Below are 20,125 nucleotides of genomic sequence, written 5' to 3' on the forward strand. Positions count from 1 at the left end.
CGAGCGTCGCCACCCACCACGGCCTGCGATCAGAACCGCGCGGTGACGCTGAAGAACACGCTGCGACCTGCGACGAAATAATCCGTGGCGCCTTGGGCGTACAGCTTCTTGTCCAGCAGGTTGCTGATGCCGCCGCGCAGGGTCAGTACATCGTTGACGTTCCAGGCAGCGGTCAGGTCGTACAGCGTGTAGGCCTTGATGAAGCTGCTGGCGATGCCGCTCTGCTTGCCGGTGTACTGCGCCGACAACGTGCTGGAGAAGATCGCATCCGGCGTCCAGTCCACGGCCGAATACGCCGAGTATTCCGGCGTGTCGATCAGGTTCTCCCCGGTGGTCAGGTTCCTGGCTTCCTTCATCCAGGTGGCCGACGTGCGCCAGCGCCAGTGGTCACCGAAGCGCAGGTTGAGCGTGCCTTCCATGCCGCTGGTGCGTGCACGGTCGACGTTGCTCATCCGCGTCCACCAGTAGTTGTTGTAGTAGCCCAGCGCTTCGTACTCGATCTTGTTCTTGAAGTCGGTATGGAAGTAGGTCAGGCCGACAGCCAGCAGGTCGTTTTCAAACGAAAAACCGATCTCGCGGTTGGTGCTGGTTTCCGGATCCAGCTCCGGATTGCCGGCCATGTAGCAGCCACCGCTGATATAGCCCAGCGGATACAGCGAGGTGCAGCCGCGGCCGCCGGACTGGGTCGCCGCCGTCGGCGAATTCTCGGTCAGGCTGGGCGCGCGGAAGCCCTTGGAGATACCGCCGCGCAACGTCCACTGTTCGGCCGGGTGCCACACCAGGTAGGCACGCGGACTGACGTGGCTGCCGAACTGTTCGTGGTGGTCCAGCCGCGCGCCGAGGGTCAGCGCCAGCGTCCGGTGCAGCTTCAGTTCGTCTTCCAGGAACAGCGCCCACGTATCCACCTGCAGGGTGGAGCCGGCTACCGCGTTGCCGTCGTAGTCCACCGGCGCCTGACCGATGGTGTCGGTGTTGGTCAGCTGCTGGCGCTTCCACTGCCCGCCGACGGTGAACTGGTGCTCCACGCCCAGGGTGAAGGGTGAGCTGATGCTGCCCTCCACGATGCGGTCGGTCGCTTCGGAGCGGCCGGTTGGGCCGATATCGTTGCGGTACTCGGTCCAGTACGCGCTCAGCCGGGAGCTGCCGAAATCCCACTGGCCGTCATGGTTCAGGGCCAGGCTGCTGCGCTTCAGTTCGCTGGCGCCCCACGCACCATCGCCTTCGGCTTCCAGTGCCTGGCTGGCGAAAGACTGCTGCACGCCATGGCCGGCTTCGACGGAGAGTTTCTGCGCATCGCTCAGCGCCCAGCTCAGCAGGGCGTCGACAGTGCGATCCTTCTCGCCTGCGTACGCGTTGCCGTACACGCCGCCATTGGAGCGGTCGGAGTCGCGGCGCATGCTGTTGGCGCCGATGCGCAGGCCGACGCGCTCGCCCAGCGGCCCGGAGAAGGTGGCGCCGATCTGCTGCGTATCACCGCGCTTGTCGTCGCCCGGGCGCGTGTAGCTGTGGGTGGCGCTTCCGCCCCAGGTATCGCCGATGCGCTTGGTGATGATGTTGATGACCCCGCCCATGGCATCGGAACCGTACAGCGATGACATCGGCCCGCGCACCACTTCGATGCGCTCGATCTGGTCCGGTGCGATCCAGTTGAGGTCCTGCCGGCCCAGGTCGGGGCGGTAATTGGTGGAGGCCGAACTGCCCATGCGCTTCCCGTCCACCAGCACCAGCGTGTAGTTGGACGGCATGCCGCGCAGCTTGATCTTGGAGTGTTCGCCACTGGCGCTGAGGCCACCGGTGACGCCGGGCACGCGGCTCAGCAGGCTGGCCAGGTCGTGCACGGGCTGGCGTTCGATGTCCTCGCGGCTGATCACGCTGATGCTGGCCGGCGCGTCCTTGATCCACTGCTGGTTGCCCGAGGCGGTGACCACCACGGTGTCCAGGTCACGGGTGGCAGGATCGCCGGTGGCATCGGCCAGCGCGGGCAACGGCAGCAGGCAGGCGAGGACCAGCGCGCTGGACAGCGCGGTGCGGGCGGGGTGGGGGGTGTGGGACATGCGGGCTTCCGTAGGGGAGTGATGCCCAGGACGGAAGTCGTGCAGTGCCGGAGCAGCCGGTTCGCATCCCATCCTTGGGCGACGGGCGCACGGCGGGCGCCGGCGCGTCTGCGGGTGGGTGAACGGGACTGCCGAAACCTGCCTCTGTGTCAAATGATAACAGTTCGTATTATCGTTTATCTACATGGCAGGTGCGCCAAGGCGTGGCGCGGTTTATCCTGAATGGGGGAAAACGCCGGCTGCACCCTTCGCGCTCGGCTTACACGCAGCGCCCTAGACTGAGGCGCAATTTTTTGAATCTACCGGGTGAGCGATTCGTGGGCTCCTGTAATGAGAGAGATCGGTTGCGGGCCCTGAAGCGCGATGTGCGGAACGGGGAAGCGTGGGATGGATCGTGTTGCGCAGGCAGCACGGCAGGCCTGCGCGTTGACGCGAGGTAACCTGGATGACTGAGACCCCCTCCCGCGTCCGGCTTGATGCAGGCGTGGCGATGCTGCCCGATGGCGGCTCGCCGCTGCCCATGCCCGAACAGGAACTGCACCAGGGCGAGCTGAAGATCCGCCGCCACCGCACCTCGCCGCGCCTGATCGGGCTGCGCCGTGCCTACCTGTTCGGTGGCACCGCGCTGATGACCGCCGCGGCCACCGTCATGATGTGGCGGGTGCTGTCGCCGAACGGGGTCAGCGTGCTGGAGGCCTGCCTGCTGGTGCTGTTCGTCGGCCTGTTCGGCTGGATTGCGCTGGCCTTCGCCAGTGCCGTGGCCGGCTTCCTGACCGCCGTGTTCGACCGCGGCTACCGGCTCGGCATCGACCCGGACGAGCCGCTGCCACAGCTGCACACGCGTACCGCGTTGCTGATGCCCACCTACAACGAAGACCCGCGGCGGCTGCTGGCCGGCCTGCAGGCGATCTACGAATCGGTGGCGGCCACCGGTCAACTGGCCAACTTTGATTTCTACGTGCTCAGCGATACGCGCCGCGAAGACATATCGCAGGCCGAAGAGCAGGTATTTGCCGAGCTGCGCCAAACGCTGGATGCGCACGACCACCTGTTCTATCGCCGCCGCGCCGACAACGGCGGGCGCAAGGCCGGCAACATCGCCGACTGGGTGCGCCGTTTCGGGGGCGACTATCCGCAGATGCTGATCCTGGATGCCGACAGCCTGATGACCGGCGACACCATCGTCCGGCTCGCCGCCGGCATGGAACACAACCCGGACGTGGGCATCATCCAGACCCTGCCGGTGGTGGTCGGTGGCCGTACGCTGTTCTCGCGCATGCAGCAGTTCGGCGGCCGCGTATACGGCCCGGTGATCGCCCGCGGCGTGGCCTGGTGGCACGGCGCGGAGAGCAATTACTGGGGCCACAACGCGATCATCCGCACCGTGGCCTTTGCCGAGAATGCCGGCCTGCCCGCGCTGCCCGGGCATGAACCGTTCGGTGGCCACGTGCTCAGCCACGACTTCGTCGAAGCGGCGCTGATGCGTCGCGGTGGCTGGGCCGCGCACATGGTGCCCTACCTGAAAGGCAGCTACGAAGAAGGCCCGCCGACGCTGACCGACATGATGGTGCGCGACCGCCGCTGGTGCCAGGGCAACCTGCAGCACGGCAAGATCGTCGGCAGCCGCGGCCTGCACTGGATCAGCCGGGTGCACATGCTGATCGGCATCGGCCACTACTTCACCGCCCCGATGTGGGCGATGCTGATGCTGATCGGCATCGCCATTCCGCTGTTCCAGGAAGGCATCGACCTCAACGGCATCCTGCACCTTTCGCCCAGCGTGTACTGGCGGACCCAGGATGAAATCCACGTGGTGCGGCTGTTCGCGATCACCATGGGCGTGCTGTTGATGCCGAAGGTGCTCGGCTACCTGGCCACCCTGCTGGAGCCGGCCTGCCGGCGTGGCTGCGGCGGGGCGGTGCGCATGTTCATCGCCATGCTGCTGGAAACCGTGCTGGCCGCGCTGATGGCGCCGGTGGTGATGTATGTCCAGTCGCGTGGCGTGGCCGAAGTGCTGGCCGGCCGGGATTCGGGCTGGGACGCGCAGCAGCGCGACGATGGCGGCGTGGACTGGTTCGCGCTGGTCAAGGCCTACGGTGGCCTGAGCCTGTTTGGCGCCTTCATGGGCGTGCTGGCGTGGGCGGTATCGCCGGCGCTGGCGGCCTGGATGGCCCCGGTGGTGATCGGCATGATGCTGTCCATCCCGGTGGTGGCGCTGACCTCCTCGCGCGGCCCGGGCAGCTGGCTGCGCCGCTTGAAGCTGATGGACATTCCCGAAGAACGCGACCCGCCGCAGGTGCTGGTGCGTGCCGCGCAGCTGCGCCGCGAAGCGCTGGCAAAGCCGCCGCTGTACTGAGTCGCGCATAATGCGGCTTCGATATGAAGGAGCCGCAACATGCTGCAGACGGTGGAACAGGAAACCGGCGCATCGCCGCAATGGGCAGTCATCTGGCTGCATGGGCTGGGCGCGGATGGCAACGACTTCGCCCCGATCGTGCCCGAGCTGGTGCGGCCGGGCTGGCCCGCGCTGCGCTTCGTGTTCCCGCATGCCCCGGTGCGTCCGATCACCATCAACAACGGCGTGCCGATGCGTGGCTGGTATGACATCGTCGGCATGGACTTCCGCTCGCGTGCGGACATGGACGGTGTGCGGGACTCGGTGGGTGAACTGGATGCGCTGATCCAGCACGAGATCGATCGTGGCATTCCGGCCGAACGCATCTTCCTGGCGGGCTTCTCGCAGGGTGGCGCGGTGATCCTGACCGCCGCACTGCAGCGCAGCGCACCGTTGGCCGGACTGATCGCCCTGTCGACCTACCTGCCGGAAGCCGAAACCGCTACGCGCATCGACGGCGCCGTGCAGGTGCCGGTGTTCATGGCGCACGGCACCCAGGATCCGGTGATTCCCCTGCAGGTGGCCGAACACACCGCCGCCACGCTGCGCACGCTGGGCGTGGAGGTCCAGTGGCAGTCCTATCCGATGGCCCACCAGGTGTGTGGCGAAGAGATCAGTGCACTCGCTGACTGGCTGCAGACCCGCCTGCAGGCAGGCTGACACATGAGCACGCCCGCCGCCACGCCCTGGATGCCGGAGCTGTGCCGCCTGCCGCGGCTAGCCGCGATGTGCGGGCTGGCGTTGCTGGTGGTGGTGGTGCTGGCGCTGGCGCCGGACGATGGGCGCCACTGGAGCCTGGGGCGGTTGCTGTCGGCGAGTGGTTTCGCGCTGTGGCTGGCGCTGGCGGTCACCGTGGCGCTGTGCGCGTTGCGCAGGCTGCTTTCCACGCTGCCGCCGCTGCCGGGATCGCTGGCCGCCATCGCGCTGGCGGCGGTGATCGCGGTGATCGGCGCAGGCATCATCCATGCGCTGTATGCCGCCCTCGGCGATGATTTCGCCAATGGCATCGGCTTCTGGCGGTTCACCCTGGGCAGCGCGGCTACCACCGCCCTGATCAGCGCGGTGGCGCTGCGCTATTTCTACGTCAGTGATCGCTGGGCAGCGCAGGTGCAGGCGCAGGCGCGCGCCGAGGCCGATGCCCTGCAGGCGCGCATCCGCCCGCATTTCCTGTTCAACAGCATGAACCTCATCGCCAGCCTGGTACGGCGCGATGCCGTGGTGGCCGAACGCGCGGTGCTCGACCTGTCCGACCTGTTCCGCGCGGCCCTGGGGGCGGGCGAGGGCGATTCCACGCTGCACGAAGAATGCGAGCTGGCCGAGCGTTACCTGTCCATTGAATCGCTGCGGCTGGGAGAACGCCTGCAGGTGCGCTGGCAGCGACCGGCCGAGCTGCCCTGGCAGCAGCCGATGCCGCGCCTGGTGCTGCAGCCCCTGGTCGAAAACGCGGTGCTGCACGGCATCTCGCGGCTGCCGGAAGGTGGCCTGATCGAACTGGAGCTGGCCTGCGCGGACGCAGTGCTGCAGATACTGATCCGCAATCCGGCACCGGACCCCAGCGTGCCGGCCTTGTCGCTGTCGCGCGGTACCGGGCACGCCCTGCACAACATCGCCCACCGGCTGGCCTGGCGCTTCGGTCCGGCCGCGCGGATGACGGCAGGCTGGAGCGGGGGCTACTATGAATGCCGCATCGCCATACCGGTTCGATGAGGGGAGCGCCGTGAGGGTAGTGATCGCAGATGACGAACCGCTGGCGCGTGAGCGCCTGCAGTCGCTGCTGGCCGATCTTCCCGATGTCTCCGTGGTGGCCGAAGCGGCCAATGGCGAGCAGGCGCTGCACGCCTGTGCGGAGCTGCAGCCGGACCTGGTGCTGCTGGATATCGCCATGCCTGGGCTGGATGGCCTGGAGACGGCGCGGCATCTTGCAACCTTCGAACCGCGCCCGGCGGTGGTGTTCTGCACTGCCTACGATGCGCATGCGCTGTCGGCCTTTGAAGCGGCGGCGATCGATTACCTGATGAAGCCGGTGCGGCCGGAACGGCTGGCGGCGGCGATCGAGCGGGCGCGTGTTTTCCTGGCCGGGCGCGGCGACGCGCAGGGCAACGGCGATGGCCGTGCGCGCACCGTTTTATGCGCGCGCCTGCGCGGTGGCCTGCGGTTGATTCCGGTGGAAGACATCCACTACCTGCAGGCCGAAGAAAAGTACGTGGTGGTGCATCATGCGCGCGGCGAAGACCTGATCGAGGAATCGCTGAAGTCGCTGGAAGAAGAGTTTGCCTCCCGCTTCGTGCGCATCCACCGCAATTGCCTGGTGGCGCGGCACGAGCTGATCGAACTGCGCCGCGGCACGGCCGGACAGGTGCAGGCGGTATTGCGGCATGGCAAGCAGCCGTTGGAGGTGAGTCGCCGCTGCGTGGCGACCCTGCGGCAGGATCTGCGCCACCTGTAAGAACATCAACGTCAACGTCAAAGGCTGCAGCGCCGTGTGTTGGCGGGGCGGGTTGGCTGTGCAGGACACGGGGACACGCCATCGCATTCGCGCTGCCGCTCCCACGCTTTGCTTCGCAAACCATGGGCCCCTCCTCACCAGCACCCACACCCCGCCGCTCCGCGGCCGCCCCTGACTCAGGGGCTCCCTCCACCAGACGCGCGACCGTGATGGGGTCAGAGTCCTTTCGCGTAGCGAAAAGACTCTGACCCCTGGCCTTTGTTTCATTACGTGGCGGGCGGCTCCCGGAACCTGTCATGGGTCGGGCGGGGAGGGTATGCGGGGCCTTGAGCGGCAGGAGCCGCGAAGAGCTACATGGATGTACTTGCGCGTGCCCCGCATGGCCTCCGCGCCCGACCCACCCCCAGCTGCAGCTTGAAACGGCAGCCCGCCACGAGGGGGTTCCACCCGTTCGCCCCCTATCCCGATGCGCGATAATGACCGCATGGATACCCTGCGCATCGCCACCCGCAAGAGCCCGCTCGCCCTCTGGCAGAGCGAATACGTCGCTGATCGACTTCGCCACGCCCACCCCGGCCTGCATGTCGAACTGATACCGATGAGCACCCGCGGCGACGAAGTGCTGGACCGCTCGCTGGCTGCCATCGGCGGCAAGGGCCTGTTCCTGAAGGAACTGGAGCTGGCGATGCTGCGCGGCGAGGCGGACTGCGCCGTGCATTCGCTGAAGGACGTGCCGATGGAACTGGACGCGCCGTTCGTGCTGCCGGCGATCCTGCCGCGCCACGATCCCGCCGACGGCTTCGTTTCCAATCTGTACGCCTCGCTGGACGCGCTGCCGCTGGGTGCACGCGTGGGCACCTCGTCACTGCGCCGCCAGGCCCAGTTGCGCGCGCTGCGCCCGGACCTGGAACTGCTGGACCTGCGTGGCAACGTCAATACCCGCCTGGCCAAGCTGGACAACGGTGGCTACGACGCCATCGTGCTGGCCGTGGCGGGACTGGAGCGGCTGGGACTGGGGCAGCGCATCGTCGCACGCCTGCAGCCGCCGGACTGGCTGCCGGCACCGGCGCAGGGGGCGGTGGCGGTGGAATGCGATGGCGGCAACGCGGAGCTGCTGCGCTTGTTCGCCGCGCTGGACGACGCGCGCACGCGCAGCTGCGTGGAGGCCGAGCGTGCCATGAATCGCACGTTGCATGGCAGCTGCCATGTGCCGGTGGCGGCGATCGCGCTGTGGCAGGGCGAGGACCTGCACCTGCAGGGGCTGGTGGGCGGCGTGGCCGATGGCAGTGCGGTGCGCGCCGAAGCCGTGGGCCCCGGCAGTGATCCCGAGGCGCTGGGCAGGACCGTGGCGCAGTTGCTGCTCGATGGGGGCGCGGGCGCCCTGCTGGCGGTCTGAAGGGCGCCCGGGAGCGTGCCGGCCGGGGCCGGCACTGCGGCGGCTTACTTGAACTTGTAGACCACGTTCATGGTGGTCAGCGTGTCGGTCTTCTGCTTGTCGTCGGCCACGTCGCTGTTGTGGCGCGCCTGCCAGGCCGCCTTCAGCGCGAGATGTTCGTTCATGCTCACCGACACGCCGAAATCGTTCTGCGCGAAGGTGTTGTACGAACCGGATTCGACCAGCAGCGTATTGACCAGGTCGGTGTTGGGGGTCAGCGAATACTTGATGTCGAAGAAGCCACGACCGATCAGGCCGGTGCGGGTTTCATCGTCTTCGGTGCTGTGGGTGCGGCGCACACCGGGGCCGATCTGCGCATCCAGCGAGAAGCGGTCATTGCCCCACAGCCGGGTACCGTAACCGAGACCGAACGAGCTCTGGCGATCATACGTGGCGAAATCATCGCGCTCGTAACGGACCGTGGCGGTGATCTGGCGGTGCTCACCCAGCTGCAACGCGCTGCCGGCGCTGCCGGTGTAGCGGTTGGCGGTGGTGTTGCTGACCTTGCTTTCGGTGCCGTCGTCGTTGGCCTGGATGGATTCCGAACGCGAACGCAGGCCGAACAGGTCCATGCTGTGCACCCAGTCGTCATCGGTGTAGCGCAGGCGCAGGCGACCGTTGGCGCTCTCGGTGGTGCTGTTGCCGCGTGCCGAAGCAAAGCCCAGTTCACCACCGCTGCCGCTCCAGGGAGAGGTCATCGCCGCCAGTTCGGCGGGGTCCTGGGCGAATGCCGCAGGAGCGGCCAGCAACAACGGAACCAGCAGGGAAACACGCAGGGACATCAGGAATTCTCCGGGGGGCGGGGATCGAACGCAGTGCGTGATGATAGCGTTAACCCCTCGTCGCCTCGACCGCGGATGGCGCCCTGCTTCAGTCGGCGTTTCTACAAATCCCCATTCAGCACAGAGGGAATGGCGTCTCCGGGCGGCGGAACCTGCAGCGTTGGATCATTCAAGCGCGAATACCGCAGGGTGATCCGGTAGGGCTGCTGCTTGTTGAAGCCATCGCGCTGGATCTGCCGCGGCAGACCGTCGGCGCCGATCCAGTACTGCAGCGTTTCGCCACTGCCGGCCGGCCCGTCTATCCGATACACGCGCGTGGCCGTGCCGTCGATGTCGGCCGGCCCACGATCGTCCACCCGCAGGTCCTGCAGGCTCGCTTCGGACGGCAGCGGGCTGCGCCATTGTTCCAGCGTGCCGGCCGGCAGCGGCACCTGCTGCATGCGGCCCTCTGCCTGCAGGAAGAAGGTGTCGCCGATGATCGTCTGCACGCCGGCCGGTGTATCCAGCCGATAGCGGTCCGGGGCCACGAAGTCCATCCCGCTGCGGACGACCTGGCCGGCCTGCGCACCGTGCAGTGTCATCTCGGCGTGGAAGCTGCGCAGGCCGGCGAAACGTCGGCTGGCCTCCAGCACGGCCGCCGCCGGGTCTGCTGCCGGCGCCGCCGCCGCCGGGTGCTGTGCATCGGCCAATGGCACGCTGGCCGGTGGCGGGGTGGGCTGTTCGCAGCCCGCCAGCAGCGCAGCCAGGGCCAGGGGGAAGCAGGGAAGCAGGCGCATGCGGGGCAGGCCGTGGCGTGGGGATCGACACGATAGCCGATCATGGCCGCCACAATGGCCACGAGTCGGACATAATCGGGGTCATGGACCGATACGAACGCATCACTGCCCTGCATCGTCTGCTCAAGTCTGCCCGCTATCCGGTCACGGTAGCGACGCTGCAGGACAAGCTTGGCTGTTCCCGCGCCACGGTCTACCGGGACCTGGCCTTCCTGCGTGATGCGCTGATGGCGCCGATCGAAGGCGATGGCGAGGCGGGTTTCCGCTACATGGCCGATGAAAGCGATCGCTTCGAGCTGCCCGGGCTGTGGCTGAGTTCGGAAGAACTGCACGCGCTGCTGGCCTCGCAGCACCTGCTCGCACGCACCGGCGGGGGTGTGCTGTCCTCGGTGCTGGCCCCGCTGCAGCAGCGCATCGAAGGCCTGCTGGCGGCCCAGGCCGGCGTTTCCAGCTGGCCGGTGGACCGGGTCCGGGTGATCCCGCACCGGGTGCGCAAGTTCGACGAGGGCAGCTTCCGCAGCGTGGCCTCGGCGGTGCTGGAGCGGCGCCAGCTGGCGTTCGAATATCGCGCGCGGTCCACCGACGAGGCGACCCGCCGCACGGTGTCGCCGCAGCGCCTGACCCACTACCGGGACAACTGGTACCTGGATGCCTGGGATCACGACCGTGACGCCCTGCGCAGCTTTGCCGTGGACCGCATCAACAAGGCCCGCGTGGTCGACGCACCGGCCACCGACGTCGATGACAACGTGCTGGACGCGCAGCTGGGCGCCAGCTATGGCATCTTCTCCGGTGCGCCCAAGGGCTGGGCGACGATCCTGTTCAGTGCCAAGGCCGCCCGTTGGGTGGCCGATGAACACTGGCACGCCAACCAGCAGGGCCGCTACCTGGCCGATGGGCGCTATGAACTGAAGGTGCCCTACAGTGTTTCCCGCGAATTGCTGATGGATGTGCTGCATTACGGTTCCGATGCCGAGATCATCGAACCGGTGATGCTGCGCGAGCAGGCCAAGAGCCTGCTGGCGCTGGCGCTCAGCAACTACGAATGACCCTCTCCCCCGAGATCCTCCCATGATGAAGAAGTCCCTGCTGTTGTCCTTGTTCGCTGCCGTGGCCCTGGCCGCCTGTGGCAGCTCCGGCGAACCCTCGCAGAAGCTGATCGTGGCCGCCACGGCGGTGCCGCATGCCGAGATCCTCGAGGTGGTCAAGCCGATGCTGAAGGAGCAGGGCGTGGACCTGGACGTGCGCGTGTTCAACGACTACGTGCAGCCCAACGACCAGCTGGTGCAGAAGCAGGTCGACGTCAATTACTTCCAGACCGAGCCCTACCTGGATGCGTACAACCGCGACCGCAAGTCCGACCTGGTGACCGTGGCCGGCGTGCACATCGAGCCCTTCGGTGCGTACTCGCGCAAGGTCAAGTCGCTGGACGAACTGCGCGAAGGCGCCGACGTGGTGATCCCCAACGATCCCAGCAACAACAGCCGCGCGCTGATCCTGCTGCACAACGCCGGGGTCATCCAGCTGCAGGATCCGAAGAACGCGCTGGCCACCCAGCGCGACATCATCGCCAACCCGAAGAACCTGAAGTTCCGCGAGCTGGATTCGGCGATGCTGCCGCGCGTGCTGGACCAGGTCGACCTGGCGCTGATCAACACCAACTATGCGCTGGATGCCGGCCTCAACCCGACGCAGGATGCGCTGGCGATCGAAAGCAAGGACTCGCCGTACGTGAACTTCCTGGTGGCGCGTCCGGACAACAAGGACGACCCGCGCGTGCAGAAGCTGGCCCAGGCGTTGACCAGCCCGCAGGTGAAGGAATTCATCGCGCAGAAGTACAAGGGCGCGGTGCTGCCTGCGTTCTGATCCAACGGTTCGCCGGGCACGGCCCGGCGCTGTCGGGATTCACCAGGCGAGGGCCGCATTGACGGCCCGTTGCCAGCCCGCATACAAGGCTTCGCGCCGGTCGGCGGACATCGTCGGTTCAAAGCGCCGGTCCACGCCCCATTGGGCCGCGATCTGCGCACGGCTTTCCCAGAACCCGACGGCCAGGCCCGCCAGGTAGGCCGCGCCCAGTGCGGTGGTTTCGGCCACCTGCGGGCGCAGCACCGGCACGCCGAGCAGATCGCTCTGGAACTGGCCCATGAAGTCGTTGGCGATGGCGCCACCGTCGGCGCGCAGTTCCTTCAGCTCGATCCCCGCGTCGGCCTGCATGGCCGCCAGCACGTCACGGGTCTGGTAGGCCATCGACTCCACCGCCGCGCGGATGAAGTGTTCCTTGCTGGTGCCACGGGTGACCCCGAACATCGCCCCGCGCACATCGCTGCGCCAGTACGGCGCGCCCAGGCCGACGAAAGCGGGGACCAGATAGACGCCGCCGGTATCGGGCACGCGCTCGGCATAGGCCTGGCAGTCGCTGGACTTGCCGAACATGCGCAGGCCGTCGCGCAGCCACTGCACCACCGACCCGGCGACGAAGATCGACCCTTCCAGCGCATATTCCACCTGGCCGTCGACATTCCAGGCGATGGTGGTCAGCAGGCCATTGGCTGAAGCGACCGCCTGGCTGCCGGTGTTCATCAGCATGAAACAGCCGGTGCCATAGGTGTTCTTGGCCATCCCGGGTTCGAAGCAGGCCTGCCCGAACAACGCCGCCTGCTGGTCACCGGCGATGCCGGCGATGGGAATCTGCCGGTCGAAGAAAAACTGCGGCCGCGTATGCCCGTACACCTCGCTGCTGCCGCGCACGTGCGGCAGCATCGCGCGCGGTATGTCCAGCAGCGCCAGCAGGTCCTCGTCCCAGGCCAGCGTATGGATGTTGAACAGCAGCGTGCGCGCCGCATTGGTCATGTCGGTCACGTGCACCGCGCCGCCGGTGAGGTTCCAGATCAGCCAGCTGTCGATGGTGCCGAACAGCAGCTCGCCGCGTTCGGCACGCGCCTGCGCGCCGTCCACATGGTCCAGGATCCAGCGGATCTTGGTGGCGGAGAAATAGGCATCCACCACCAGCCCGGTCCGGCTGCGGATCAGCGCCTCATCGCCATCGGCCTGCAGCTGCTCACAGATCGCCTGGCTCTGGCGCGACTGCCAGACGATGGCGTTGTGGATCGGCTGGCCGGTTCGCCTTGTCCCAGACCACCGTGGTTTCGCGCTGGTTGGTGATGCCGATGCCGGCGATGCGGCGCGGATCGACCTGCTGCTGGTTGAGCAGTTCGGTCAGGGTGGTGTAGACGCTGGTCAGGATCTCGCGCGGATCGTGTTCCACCCAGCCGGGCTGCGGGAACAACTGGGTGAACTCGCGCTGCGCGCTGCCTGCGATGCGACCATCACGGTCGAACAGGATGGCGCGGGAACTGGTGGTGCCCTGGTCGATGGCAAGGATGAATTCCGGTTCCATGGCGAAGGTGTCCTCGTCGGTTGTTTCGGATCCGCGGCCGGCAAGCGCGCGGTAGGGGCTCATTGTGCGCCGCGCTCGCTCGCGATGGCCGGTGCCGCTGACAGCGCCCGCTGGCGCGCCGGCAGGAACGGCAGGATGAGCCAGCGATACGCCGCCCCGCCGAGCGCGCCGCCGATCAGCGGGCCGATGATGGGGATCCACCAGTAATGGTGTTCTGCAGGCAGCGCGGCGCGGTCCCAGCCCGCGAGCCAGGCGAACACGCGCGGACCGAAATCGCGGGCGGGATTGATCGCCCAGCCTTCCAGGTAGCCCATCGACGCACCGATGCAGGCCACCAGCAGGCCGATCATCAGCGCGCCGCCGTTCGCCCCCGGTGCGGCTTCGTTGTACCGCTCGGTGATGGCGAAGATACCGAACACCAGGAACCCGGTCAGGATGACCTGGTTGCGCAGCGCATGCAGCGGCGTGACCGCTAGTCCCGGCGCAGTGAAGAACACCCCGGCGCCGCCGCCTTCGGCGCGGGTCATCCCCTGCAGGTCGTTGTAGTGATCGATGACCGGGCCATACAGCAGCAGCACGATCGCCGCGCCGACGAAGCCACCGAGCACCTGCGCCGCCCAGTAGGGCATTACGCGTGACCACGGGAAACCGCGGTACAGCGCAAGCGCCAGGGTCACCGCCGGATTGGCGTGGGTGCCCGATACCGACGCGGTGGCGTAGATCGCGACAGTGACCGCCAGTCCCCACGTGATGCACAGCCCCCAGTAGGCATGCTGGTACGGGCTGGGGTCGTACAGCAGGTACATGGCCGCTGCAGAGCAGCCGATGCTGATGATGATCGCCACCGCGACCGCCTCGGAAATCAGTTCGCCTGCAAGCTGCCGTCGTGACATGCCAGGTTCCTCATCGTGCGATCAGGGAGCGCCCACAGCGCGGCCGCTGGTGGGTGCGTGGGTGTCCAGCCAGCAGGCCAGCCGATGCCGCTGCGCGGCGTCCAGCACCAGGCCAAGCCGGGTCCGTCGCCACAGCACGTCATCTGCCTGGCGCGCCCATTCGTGCGTGCACAGATAGCGCACTTCGGCTTCGTACAGATCGGCGCCGAAGTGCGTGCCAAGCGCGGCCATCGAATCGGCCTGGCCGAGGATCAACGTGGCCCGCGCGCCGTAGGTGCGGGACCAGCGCGCCGCGAGCTTCGGCGGCAGCCATGGCCACTGCGTTGCCAGCCAGGCCGCGCACTGCGCCGGCGTACCGCGTTCGGCCCCGGGCAGCGGCGCGCCGGTGGCCGTCCAGGCGGGTGCCTCCGTCCCGGCGTGGCTTGCCAGCAGGTCAACCGCCTCTTCGGCCAGGCGCCGATAGGTGGTCAGTTTGCCGCCAAGGACATTCAACAGCGGCGCACCCTTGTCATCCAGGTCCAGCCGGTAGTCACGGGTCACCGCGCTGGCCTCGGCTTCCGGATCGTCAAGCAGCGCACGCACGCCGCTGAATTCCCACACGATGTCGCGCGGGCTGGTCTGCTGGCGGAAGCTGCGATTGGCCGCCGCGCACAGGTAGTCACGCTGTGCATCGTCCACGTGCACCGCGCCGGGATCACCCTCGAAGTCCACGTCGGTGGTGCCGATGAGGGTGTAGTGGTCTTCGAAGGGAAGGGCGAACACGATGCGGCCATCGGGTTGCTGCAGCAGGTAGGCCTGGTCATGCGCGTACAGCGCCGGCACCACGATGTGGCTGCCCTGCACCAGCCGCAGGGCCACGCCGCGGGTCAGGCTGATGTTGTCGACAAACCGCGGCGCCCAGGCGCCGGTCGCATTGACCAGCATGCGCGTACGCACGCTGCGCTGGGTGCCATCCGGGTCGCGCAGGTCGACCGACCAGCCATCTGCCTGCCGCCATGCCTGCTCGCAGAGGGTGCGCGTCCATATGTGGGCACCACGTTCGGCGGCATCGATGGCATTGACCACCACCAGCCGGGCATCCGGCGCCTGCGCGTCGGTGTAGGTGAACCCACGGCGCAGGTCCTCGCGCAACGGTGCCCCCAGCGGATGGCTGCGCAGCCGCAGCGATCGCGAGCGAGGCAGCTGCGGCGAGCGCCCGCCGAGATGGTCGTACAGCCACAGACCCAGGTGGATCAGCCAGGCGGGTCGAAGGTGCGCTTCGTGCGGCAGCACGAAGGGCAACGGCTGCACCAGGTGCGGCGCGATCCGCATCAACACCGCGCGCTCCTGCAATGATTTGCGGACCATGCCGAACTGCCCGTGTTCGAGGTAGCGCAGCCCACCATGGATGAGCTTGGAACTGGCACTGGAGGTATGCGAAGCCAGGTCGTCCTGTTCGCACAAGGCGACCGTCAGGCCGCGGCCCGCTGCGTCGCGGGCGATGCCGGTTCCGTTGATCCCGCCTCCTACCACCAGCACGTCGAGCATCGGCCTTGGCCCTCCGGCAGGCTCCTGCCGTGTTCGTCCGAGCCTACCTCAGTGGCACTGGCGGAAACATGGCATGTGCACGCCTGCGCGCATCAGGCGAAACAACAACGGACCCCGAAGGGCCCGTTGCAGCGAAATACGGTTGCTTGCGACGTGACTGGAAGCGCGCACGGGTGCCGAAGCCGACGGTCCACGGATTCTGCCGTGATGCCGCGTGGCGGCAAACGACAACGGGCCCCGAAGGGCCCGTTGCGTTCTACGTTGCGTCGTACCGATGCTTAGAAGCGCGCACCGATACCGAAGCCGACGGTCCACGGATCCAGCTTGGCGTCAGCGCCGGTGCCCTTCCCGCCAACCTTCACTTCCGGACGGGCGTGCATGTAGCGCGCATCGGCACGGGCGAACCAGGTCGAATTGATGTTCATGTCTACGCCGACGGTGCCGATGGCGCCCTTGGCGGTCTCAAGACCAATGTGCTCGGTCACGCCCGGCGCGACCAGGTCTTCATTGCTGAAGTTCGACTCGTAGTAACCGACACCGACGAACGGACGGAAGACGTTGTCTGCCTGGCCGAAGTGGTACTGGCCGCTCAGGGCGATCGGCTGCTGTTCCACGGTGCCCAGGCGCTCGTTGCCGACGCCACGCACGCGGTGATTGAACTTGTCGGCTGCGCCCCACAGTTCAACGGCCCAGTTGTCGTTGATGTAGTAGCTCAGGCTCAGGGTCGGCGCCGGGCCGCCATCGAACTTGCGGATGCCCTCGACCGGGTCATTCTTCGGCTGCAGCAGGGCGACGCCGCCGACCACGGCGAAGTGCTTGCCCGAGGCGGTATCGGTGGTGCTGTCGGTTGCCGAATAATCCTGCGCGAAGGCGCTCGGCGCGAAGGCAGCGGCGGTCAGCAGGGAAAGGCTCAGGATACGGATGGAGCGCATGGGGAATCTCCTCGGGTTTCTAGTTTTTTTGATCCCCGGTAGCCGGGGCGAGGCCAACGTATGCCTTCAAACATGAATCCCATTCGACTAGCGTTAAAAATTGGTTTTTCCGTTCAGCCGGATTCCCGCTGATGCAGCGCGGACAAGGGTTCAGCAAGGAAACGGTATTCACGAATCTGCAACCGGCGTGAGCATGCGCGGATGGGTCCGCGCTTGCTCACGTCGGTACCAGGCTAGAAACGCGCGCCGATGCTGAAGCCTGCGATTGGACGGCTGACCTTGATCAACTTCGCCGGCGCACCTTCGCTCTCCAGACTCAGATCTCTGCCGTAGAGCACGCGGGCATCGACCCGCGCGAACCAGGTTTCGTTGATGTTCATGTCGGTACCAACGGTGGCGATGTACCCGGAATTGCGCTTGCCCTTGAAGGTGCCGACGGCCGGCACGGCGGGCGGGGTCAGCGTTGCCTCGAACCGGTTCGTCGTGAAGCCGCCCACGCCAATGAACGGGCGGAACACCGCGTCAGCACTGCCGAAGTGGTACTGCACGCTCAGCGCGACCGGCTGATGCGCATAGGTGCCCACGCGCGGGCCGGACTTCATGCGCATGTTCTGCTGCAGTTTGTCTGCCGTACCCCAGACCTCGGCGGCCCAGTGGTCATTGAACAGGTAGCTGATGCTGGCGGTGGGCGCCGGGCCGGCATCGCCGACGGTAAAGCCGGCGGTCACGCCGATACGCTTCTTCGAAGCGGTGTCGGTGTCGTCAGCAGCGAATGCAGCAGGTGAAGCGAAAGCCAGCAGGCAGGTGGTCAGGAGCAGGGAACGCATGGGAAGATCCTTTGGAAAGAGAGGGTGCGCTTGCCGCGCGGAATGCGACGCGGAATGCAGCAGGCGGCATTACAGGTCCGCGCGCGCACGTAGAGAATCGGACCGGTCCCATTAAGGGGTGACGTGGGTACTGCAGGAAGGCAGCGACAATGAGCGACAGCACGCGCAACGATCTCTGCACGGGGCTGCCGGCGCAGGCAGACGGCAGCGCCCGCGTGCTGGTGCTGGGCTCGATGCCGGGTGCGCTGTCGCTGCGCGAGGCCCGCTACTACGCCCACCCGCGCAATCGTTTCTGGCCGCTGATGGGGCTGCTGTGCGGCGTTGATGCGGGGGCGCCCTACGCACAGCGGCTGCAGGCGTTGCGCGCTTCGGGCGTTGCCCTGTGGGATGTGATCGGGCAATGCCGCCGGCAGGGCAGCCTGGATGCGGCGATCGTGCGCGGCAGTGAGGTACCCAATCCGATTGCGGAGCTGATCGACCGCCTGCCCGGCCTGCGCCTGGTGGCCTGCAATGGGGCGGCGGCGCATCGCGCGTTCCAACGCTTCATCGTGCCCACCCTGCGGCAACCGCTATCGGCGCCGGTGCTGGCGCTTCCCTCGACCAGTCCGGCCAACGCGGCCGCATCGTTGCCGGCGCTGCACCAGGCCTGGCAGCCGCTGGCCGAGGCACTGCGGGGTCCCGGCTAGGGCCGTTGAAGGTGCGTGTGTGGATGACCGTGGCGGGACAATACGCCACCGACTGGAAGCGGCCTGCGGCGCTTCGTTGCTGCGCAAGTGCCCTGCCACAACAGCGTGTCCCGGGACAGTGCGGACTGAAAACGCCATCAACGGTTGGCGAGGGGGCCATGCTGGCCGCACAATAGAGGATTCCCTACACCAGATTGCCGGAGTTATCCCCATGGCCGAAATCAAGGAAGCCCTCGTCCCCGATATCGGTGACTACAGCGATATCCCGGTAATTGAGGTGCTGGTCGCCGTCGGCGACACGGTCAAGAAGGACCAGGGGCTGGTCACGCTGGAAAGCGACAAGGCGACGATGGAAGTGCCCTCGTCGGTCGCCGGCGTGGTCAAGGAAATCAAGGTGAAGGTCGGCGACAACCTGTCCGAAGGCAAGGTCGTGGCGCTGATCGAAGTGGCCGACGGCGAGGCACTGGCCGCCAAGCCGGCCGCCGCCGCCGCCGCCGCGCCTGCGCCGGCAAAGGTCGAGACCCCTGCGCCGGCCGCCGCGAGTGCGCCTGCACCTGCTGCCCCGGCTGCGGCCACCAGCGGTGGCGCGGTGGAAGCGCTGGTGCCGGACATCGGCGATTACAGTGACATCCCGGTCATCGAAATCCTGGTCGCCGTCGGCGATACGGTGAAGAAGGACCAGGGCCTGGTCACGCTGGAAAGCGACAAGGCGACGATGGAAGTGCCCTCGTCGGTCGCCGGCGTGGTCAAGGAGATCAAGGTCAAGGTCGGTGACACCCTGTCGCAGGGCAAGCTGGTGGCGATCATTGAAGCCGAAGGCGCTGCTGCCCCGGCCCCGGCCGCGGGCAACGCTGCTGCGGCTCCGGCTGCCGCCGAAACCGCCACCAAGGTGGAGCCGGTCGCGGTCCAGCAGCAGCCGGACAAGCTGGCCCAGCGCGAGATCGACAGTGCCCCGTCGGCCGGTGCTCCGACCAGCCCGCCGGTGCAGTTCAATGCCGACAGCGTGCTGCCGGCCAAGGTGCCCTATGCCACCCCGGCGGTGCGCGTGTTCGCCCGCGAACTGGGCGTGGACCTGCTGCAGATCAGCGGCACCGAGAAGGGTGGTCGCATCACCAAGGGCGACGTGCAGAAGTTCGTCAAGGCTGCACTCACCGGCGGCGCTGCCGCTGGCGCGCCTGCTTCGGCCGCTGCCGGCGGTGGCCTGAACCTGCTGCCGTGGCCGAAGGTCGACTTCAGCAAGTTCGGTGAAGTCGAGGTCCAGCCGCTGTCGCGCATCAAGAAGATTTCCGGTGCGAACCTGGCGCGCAACTGGGCCATGATCCCGCACGTCACCCAGTTCGAACAGGCCGACATCACCGATCTGGAAGCCCTGCGCGTGGCGCTGAACAAGGAGAACGAGAAGGCCGGCATCAAGCTGACCATGCTCGCCTTCCTGGTCAAGGCCAGTGCCGCGGCGCTGAAGAAGTTCCCGGAGTTCAACGCCTCGCTGGATGCCAGCGGCGAGAACCTGACCCTGAAGAAGTACTTCAACATCGGCTTCGCCGCCGACACCCCGAACGGCCTGGTCGTTCCGGTGGTCCGCGACGTCGACAAGAAGGGCGTGGTGCAGATCGCGCAGGAAAGCGGCGAACTGGCCAAGAAGGCGCGTGACGGCAAGCTGGGTCCGGCCGACATGAGCGGCGGCTGCTTCTCGATCAGCTCGCTCGGCGGCATCGGTGGCACCGCGTTCACGCCGATCGTCAACGCACCGGAAGTGGCGATCCTCGGCGTGTCCAAGTCGTCCATCCAGCCGGTCTGGAATGGCAAGGAATTCGCACCGAAGCTGATGCTGCCTCTGTCGCTGAGCTACGACCATCGGGTCATCGACGGCGCACTGGCCGCACGCTTCACCACCTACCTGTCGCAGGTACTGGCGGACATGCGCCGCGTGCTGCTCTGACCGAGCCGGCAAGCCCCCTCCGTGTGGCCGCCGCGA

16 protein-coding genes and 1 pseudogene are annotated in these 20,125 nt (G+C 67.2%); 9 read left to right on the forward strand and 8 right to left on the reverse strand.

The features are described 5' to 3' along the window. Positions 1-29: 29 nt before the first annotated feature. Positions 30-2,054: a TonB-dependent receptor gene (locus QE373_RS02470; RefSeq protein WP_309683258.1), complete on the reverse strand. Its 2,025-nt coding sequence runs from the start codon at positions 2,052-2,054 to the stop codon at positions 30-32. A 445-nt stretch (positions 2,055-2,499) separates the two neighbouring features. On the opposite strand from QE373_RS02470, the gene mdoH reads away from it, so the two are divergent. The 5 genes from mdoH to hemC all read left to right on the forward strand — a co-directional run bounded on the left by mdoH (position 2,500) and on the right by hemC (position 8,291). Next, complete coding sequence (mdoH, locus tag QE373_RS02475) at positions 2,500-4,410, forward strand: glucans biosynthesis glucosyltransferase MdoH (protein WP_309683261.1); 1,911 nt, start codon at positions 2,500-2,502, stop codon at positions 4,408-4,410. Between the two features lie 39 nt (positions 4,411-4,449). Then, positions 4,450-5,109 carry an alpha/beta hydrolase gene (locus QE373_RS02480; protein ID WP_309683264.1) on the forward strand — a complete coding sequence of 220 codons (660 nt, stop codon included), beginning with the start codon at positions 4,450-4,452 and terminating at the stop codon, positions 5,107-5,109. Between the two features lie 3 nt (positions 5,110-5,112). Beyond that, positions 5,113-6,156, forward strand: a complete 1,044-nt coding sequence (locus QE373_RS02485; protein ID WP_309683267.1) for a histidine kinase — start codon at positions 5,113-5,115, stop codon at positions 6,154-6,156. Continuing rightward, entirely contained in the window at positions 6,125-6,895 is a 771-nt protein-coding gene (locus tag QE373_RS02490) for a LytTR family DNA-binding domain-containing protein (protein WP_309683270.1), read from the forward strand. The genes QE373_RS02485 and QE373_RS02490 overlap by 32 nt, the downstream gene beginning before the upstream one ends. Before the next feature lie 484 nt (positions 6,896-7,379). Further along, a complete protein-coding gene (hemC, locus tag QE373_RS02495) occupies positions 7,380-8,291 on the forward strand; it encodes a hydroxymethylbilane synthase (protein ID WP_309689517.1) in 912 nt (303 codons plus the stop codon). Between the two features lie 44 nt (positions 8,292-8,335). Here hemC and QE373_RS02500 read toward each other — a convergent pair whose 3' ends face one another. Next, positions 8,336-9,112 (reverse strand): DUF481 domain-containing protein, encoded by a 777-nt coding sequence (locus tag QE373_RS02500; protein ID WP_309683274.1) that lies wholly within the window; start codon positions 9,110-9,112, stop codon positions 8,336-8,338. Positions 9,113-9,213: 101 nt separating this feature from the next. Then, a complete protein-coding gene (locus QE373_RS02505; protein ID WP_309683277.1) occupies positions 9,214-9,888 on the reverse strand; it encodes a hypothetical protein in 675 nt (224 codons plus the stop codon). Positions 9,889-9,971: 83 nt separating this feature from the next. Between QE373_RS02505 and QE373_RS02510 the strand changes: the two genes are divergently transcribed. Beyond that, complete coding sequence (locus tag QE373_RS02510) at positions 9,972-10,937, forward strand: YafY family protein (protein ID WP_057508101.1); 966 nt, start codon at positions 9,972-9,974, stop codon at positions 10,935-10,937. 25 nt (positions 10,938-10,962) lie between these two features. Further along, the gene (locus QE373_RS02515) at positions 10,963-11,754 is read left to right on the forward strand and encodes a MetQ/NlpA family ABC transporter substrate-binding protein (protein WP_057508107.1); all 792 of its coding nucleotides are present in this window, start codon (positions 10,963-10,965) and stop codon (positions 11,752-11,754) included. Positions 11,755-11,793: 39 nt separating this feature from the next. Here the strand turns inward: QE373_RS02515 and glpK are convergent. From glpK to QE373_RS02540, 5 genes and pseudogenes are all read right to left on the reverse strand, one after another. Then, a pseudogene (gene glpK, locus QE373_RS02520) lies at positions 11,794-13,285 on the reverse strand (glycerol kinase GlpK). Positions 13,286-13,344: 59 nt separating this feature from the next. Next, the gene (locus QE373_RS02525) at positions 13,345-14,178 is read right to left on the reverse strand and encodes an MIP/aquaporin family protein (protein WP_309683283.1); all 834 of its coding nucleotides are present in this window, start codon (positions 14,176-14,178) and stop codon (positions 13,345-13,347) included. Positions 14,179-14,199: 21 nt separating this feature from the next. Further along, positions 14,200-15,705, reverse strand: a complete 1,506-nt coding sequence (gene glpD / locus QE373_RS02530; protein ID WP_309683286.1) for a glycerol-3-phosphate dehydrogenase — start codon at positions 15,703-15,705, stop codon at positions 14,200-14,202. A gap of 278 nt (positions 15,706-15,983) precedes the next feature. Beyond that, the gene (locus tag QE373_RS02535; RefSeq protein WP_309683289.1) at positions 15,984-16,637 is read right to left on the reverse strand and encodes an OmpW family outer membrane protein; all 654 of its coding nucleotides are present in this window, start codon (positions 16,635-16,637) and stop codon (positions 15,984-15,986) included. A 233-nt stretch (positions 16,638-16,870) separates the two neighbouring features. After that, a complete protein-coding gene (locus QE373_RS02540; RefSeq protein WP_309683292.1) occupies positions 16,871-17,464 on the reverse strand; it encodes an OmpW family outer membrane protein in 594 nt (197 codons plus the stop codon). A 149-nt stretch (positions 17,465-17,613) separates the two neighbouring features. Between QE373_RS02540 and QE373_RS02545 the strand changes: the two genes are divergently transcribed. Both QE373_RS02545 and aceF read left to right on the forward strand, forming a co-directional pair. Beyond that, the gene (locus tag QE373_RS02545; protein ID WP_309683296.1) at positions 17,614-18,150 is read left to right on the forward strand and encodes a DNA-deoxyinosine glycosylase; all 537 of its coding nucleotides are present in this window, start codon (positions 17,614-17,616) and stop codon (positions 18,148-18,150) included. 211 nt (positions 18,151-18,361) lie between these two features. Then, on the forward strand, positions 18,362-20,089 hold the full coding sequence (gene aceF / locus QE373_RS02550) for a dihydrolipoyllysine-residue acetyltransferase (RefSeq protein WP_309683298.1): 1,728 nt from the start codon (positions 18,362-18,364) through the stop codon (positions 20,087-20,089). Positions 20,090-20,125: the final 36 nt, after the last annotated feature.

The sequence above is a fragment of the Stenotrophomonas sp. SORGH_AS_0321 genome, from assembly GCF_031453215.1.
Lineage (GTDB): Bacteria > Pseudomonadota > Gammaproteobacteria > Xanthomonadales > Xanthomonadaceae > Stenotrophomonas > Stenotrophomonas chelatiphaga.

Bases quoted from the DNA above. Each gene is read 5' to 3' on its own strand.
- QE373_RS02545 (WP_309683296.1), top strand. From the start codon at position 17,614: ATGAGCGACAGCACGCGCAACGATCTCTGCACGGGGCTGCCGGCGCAG.
- QE373_RS02525 (WP_309683283.1), bottom strand. From the start codon at position 14,178: ATGTCACGACGGCAGCTTGCAGGCGAACTGATTTCCGAGGCGGTCGCG.
- aceF (WP_309683298.1), top strand. From the start codon at position 18,362: ATGGCCGAAATCAAGGAAGCCCTCGTCCCCGATATCGGTGACTACAGC.
- QE373_RS02485 (WP_309683267.1), top strand. From the start codon at position 5,113: ATGAGCACGCCCGCCGCCACGCCCTGGATGCCGGAGCTGTGCCGCCTG.
- QE373_RS02535 (WP_309683289.1), bottom strand. From the start codon at position 16,637: ATGCGCTCCATCCGTATCCTGAGCCTTTCCCTGCTGACCGCCGCTGCC.
- QE373_RS02540 (WP_309683292.1), bottom strand. From the start codon at position 17,464: ATGCGTTCCCTGCTCCTGACCACCTGCCTGCTGGCTTTCGCTTCACCT.
- mdoH (WP_309683261.1), top strand. From the start codon at position 2,500: ATGACTGAGACCCCCTCCCGCGTCCGGCTTGATGCAGGCGTGGCGATG.
- QE373_RS02490 (WP_309683270.1), top strand. From the start codon at position 6,125: ATGAATGCCGCATCGCCATACCGGTTCGATGAGGGGAGCGCCGTGAGG.
- QE373_RS02515 (WP_057508107.1), top strand. From the start codon at position 10,963: ATGAAGAAGTCCCTGCTGTTGTCCTTGTTCGCTGCCGTGGCCCTGGCC.
- QE373_RS02480 (WP_309683264.1), top strand. From the start codon at position 4,450: ATGCTGCAGACGGTGGAACAGGAAACCGGCGCATCGCCGCAATGGGCA.
- QE373_RS02510 (WP_057508101.1), top strand. From the start codon at position 9,972: ATGGACCGATACGAACGCATCACTGCCCTGCATCGTCTGCTCAAGTCT.
- hemC (WP_309689517.1), top strand. From the start codon at position 7,380: ATGGATACCCTGCGCATCGCCACCCGCAAGAGCCCGCTCGCCCTCTGG.
- QE373_RS02500 (WP_309683274.1), bottom strand. From the start codon at position 9,112: ATGTCCCTGCGTGTTTCCCTGCTGGTTCCGTTGTTGCTGGCCGCTCCT.
- QE373_RS02505 (WP_309683277.1), bottom strand. From the start codon at position 9,888: ATGCGCCTGCTTCCCTGCTTCCCCCTGGCCCTGGCTGCGCTGCTGGCG.
- glpD (WP_309683286.1), bottom strand. From the start codon at position 15,705: ATGCTCGACGTGCTGGTGGTAGGAGGCGGGATCAACGGAACCGGCATC.
- QE373_RS02470 (WP_309683258.1), bottom strand. From the start codon at position 2,054: ATGTCCCACACCCCCCACCCCGCCCGCACCGCGCTGTCCAGCGCGCTG.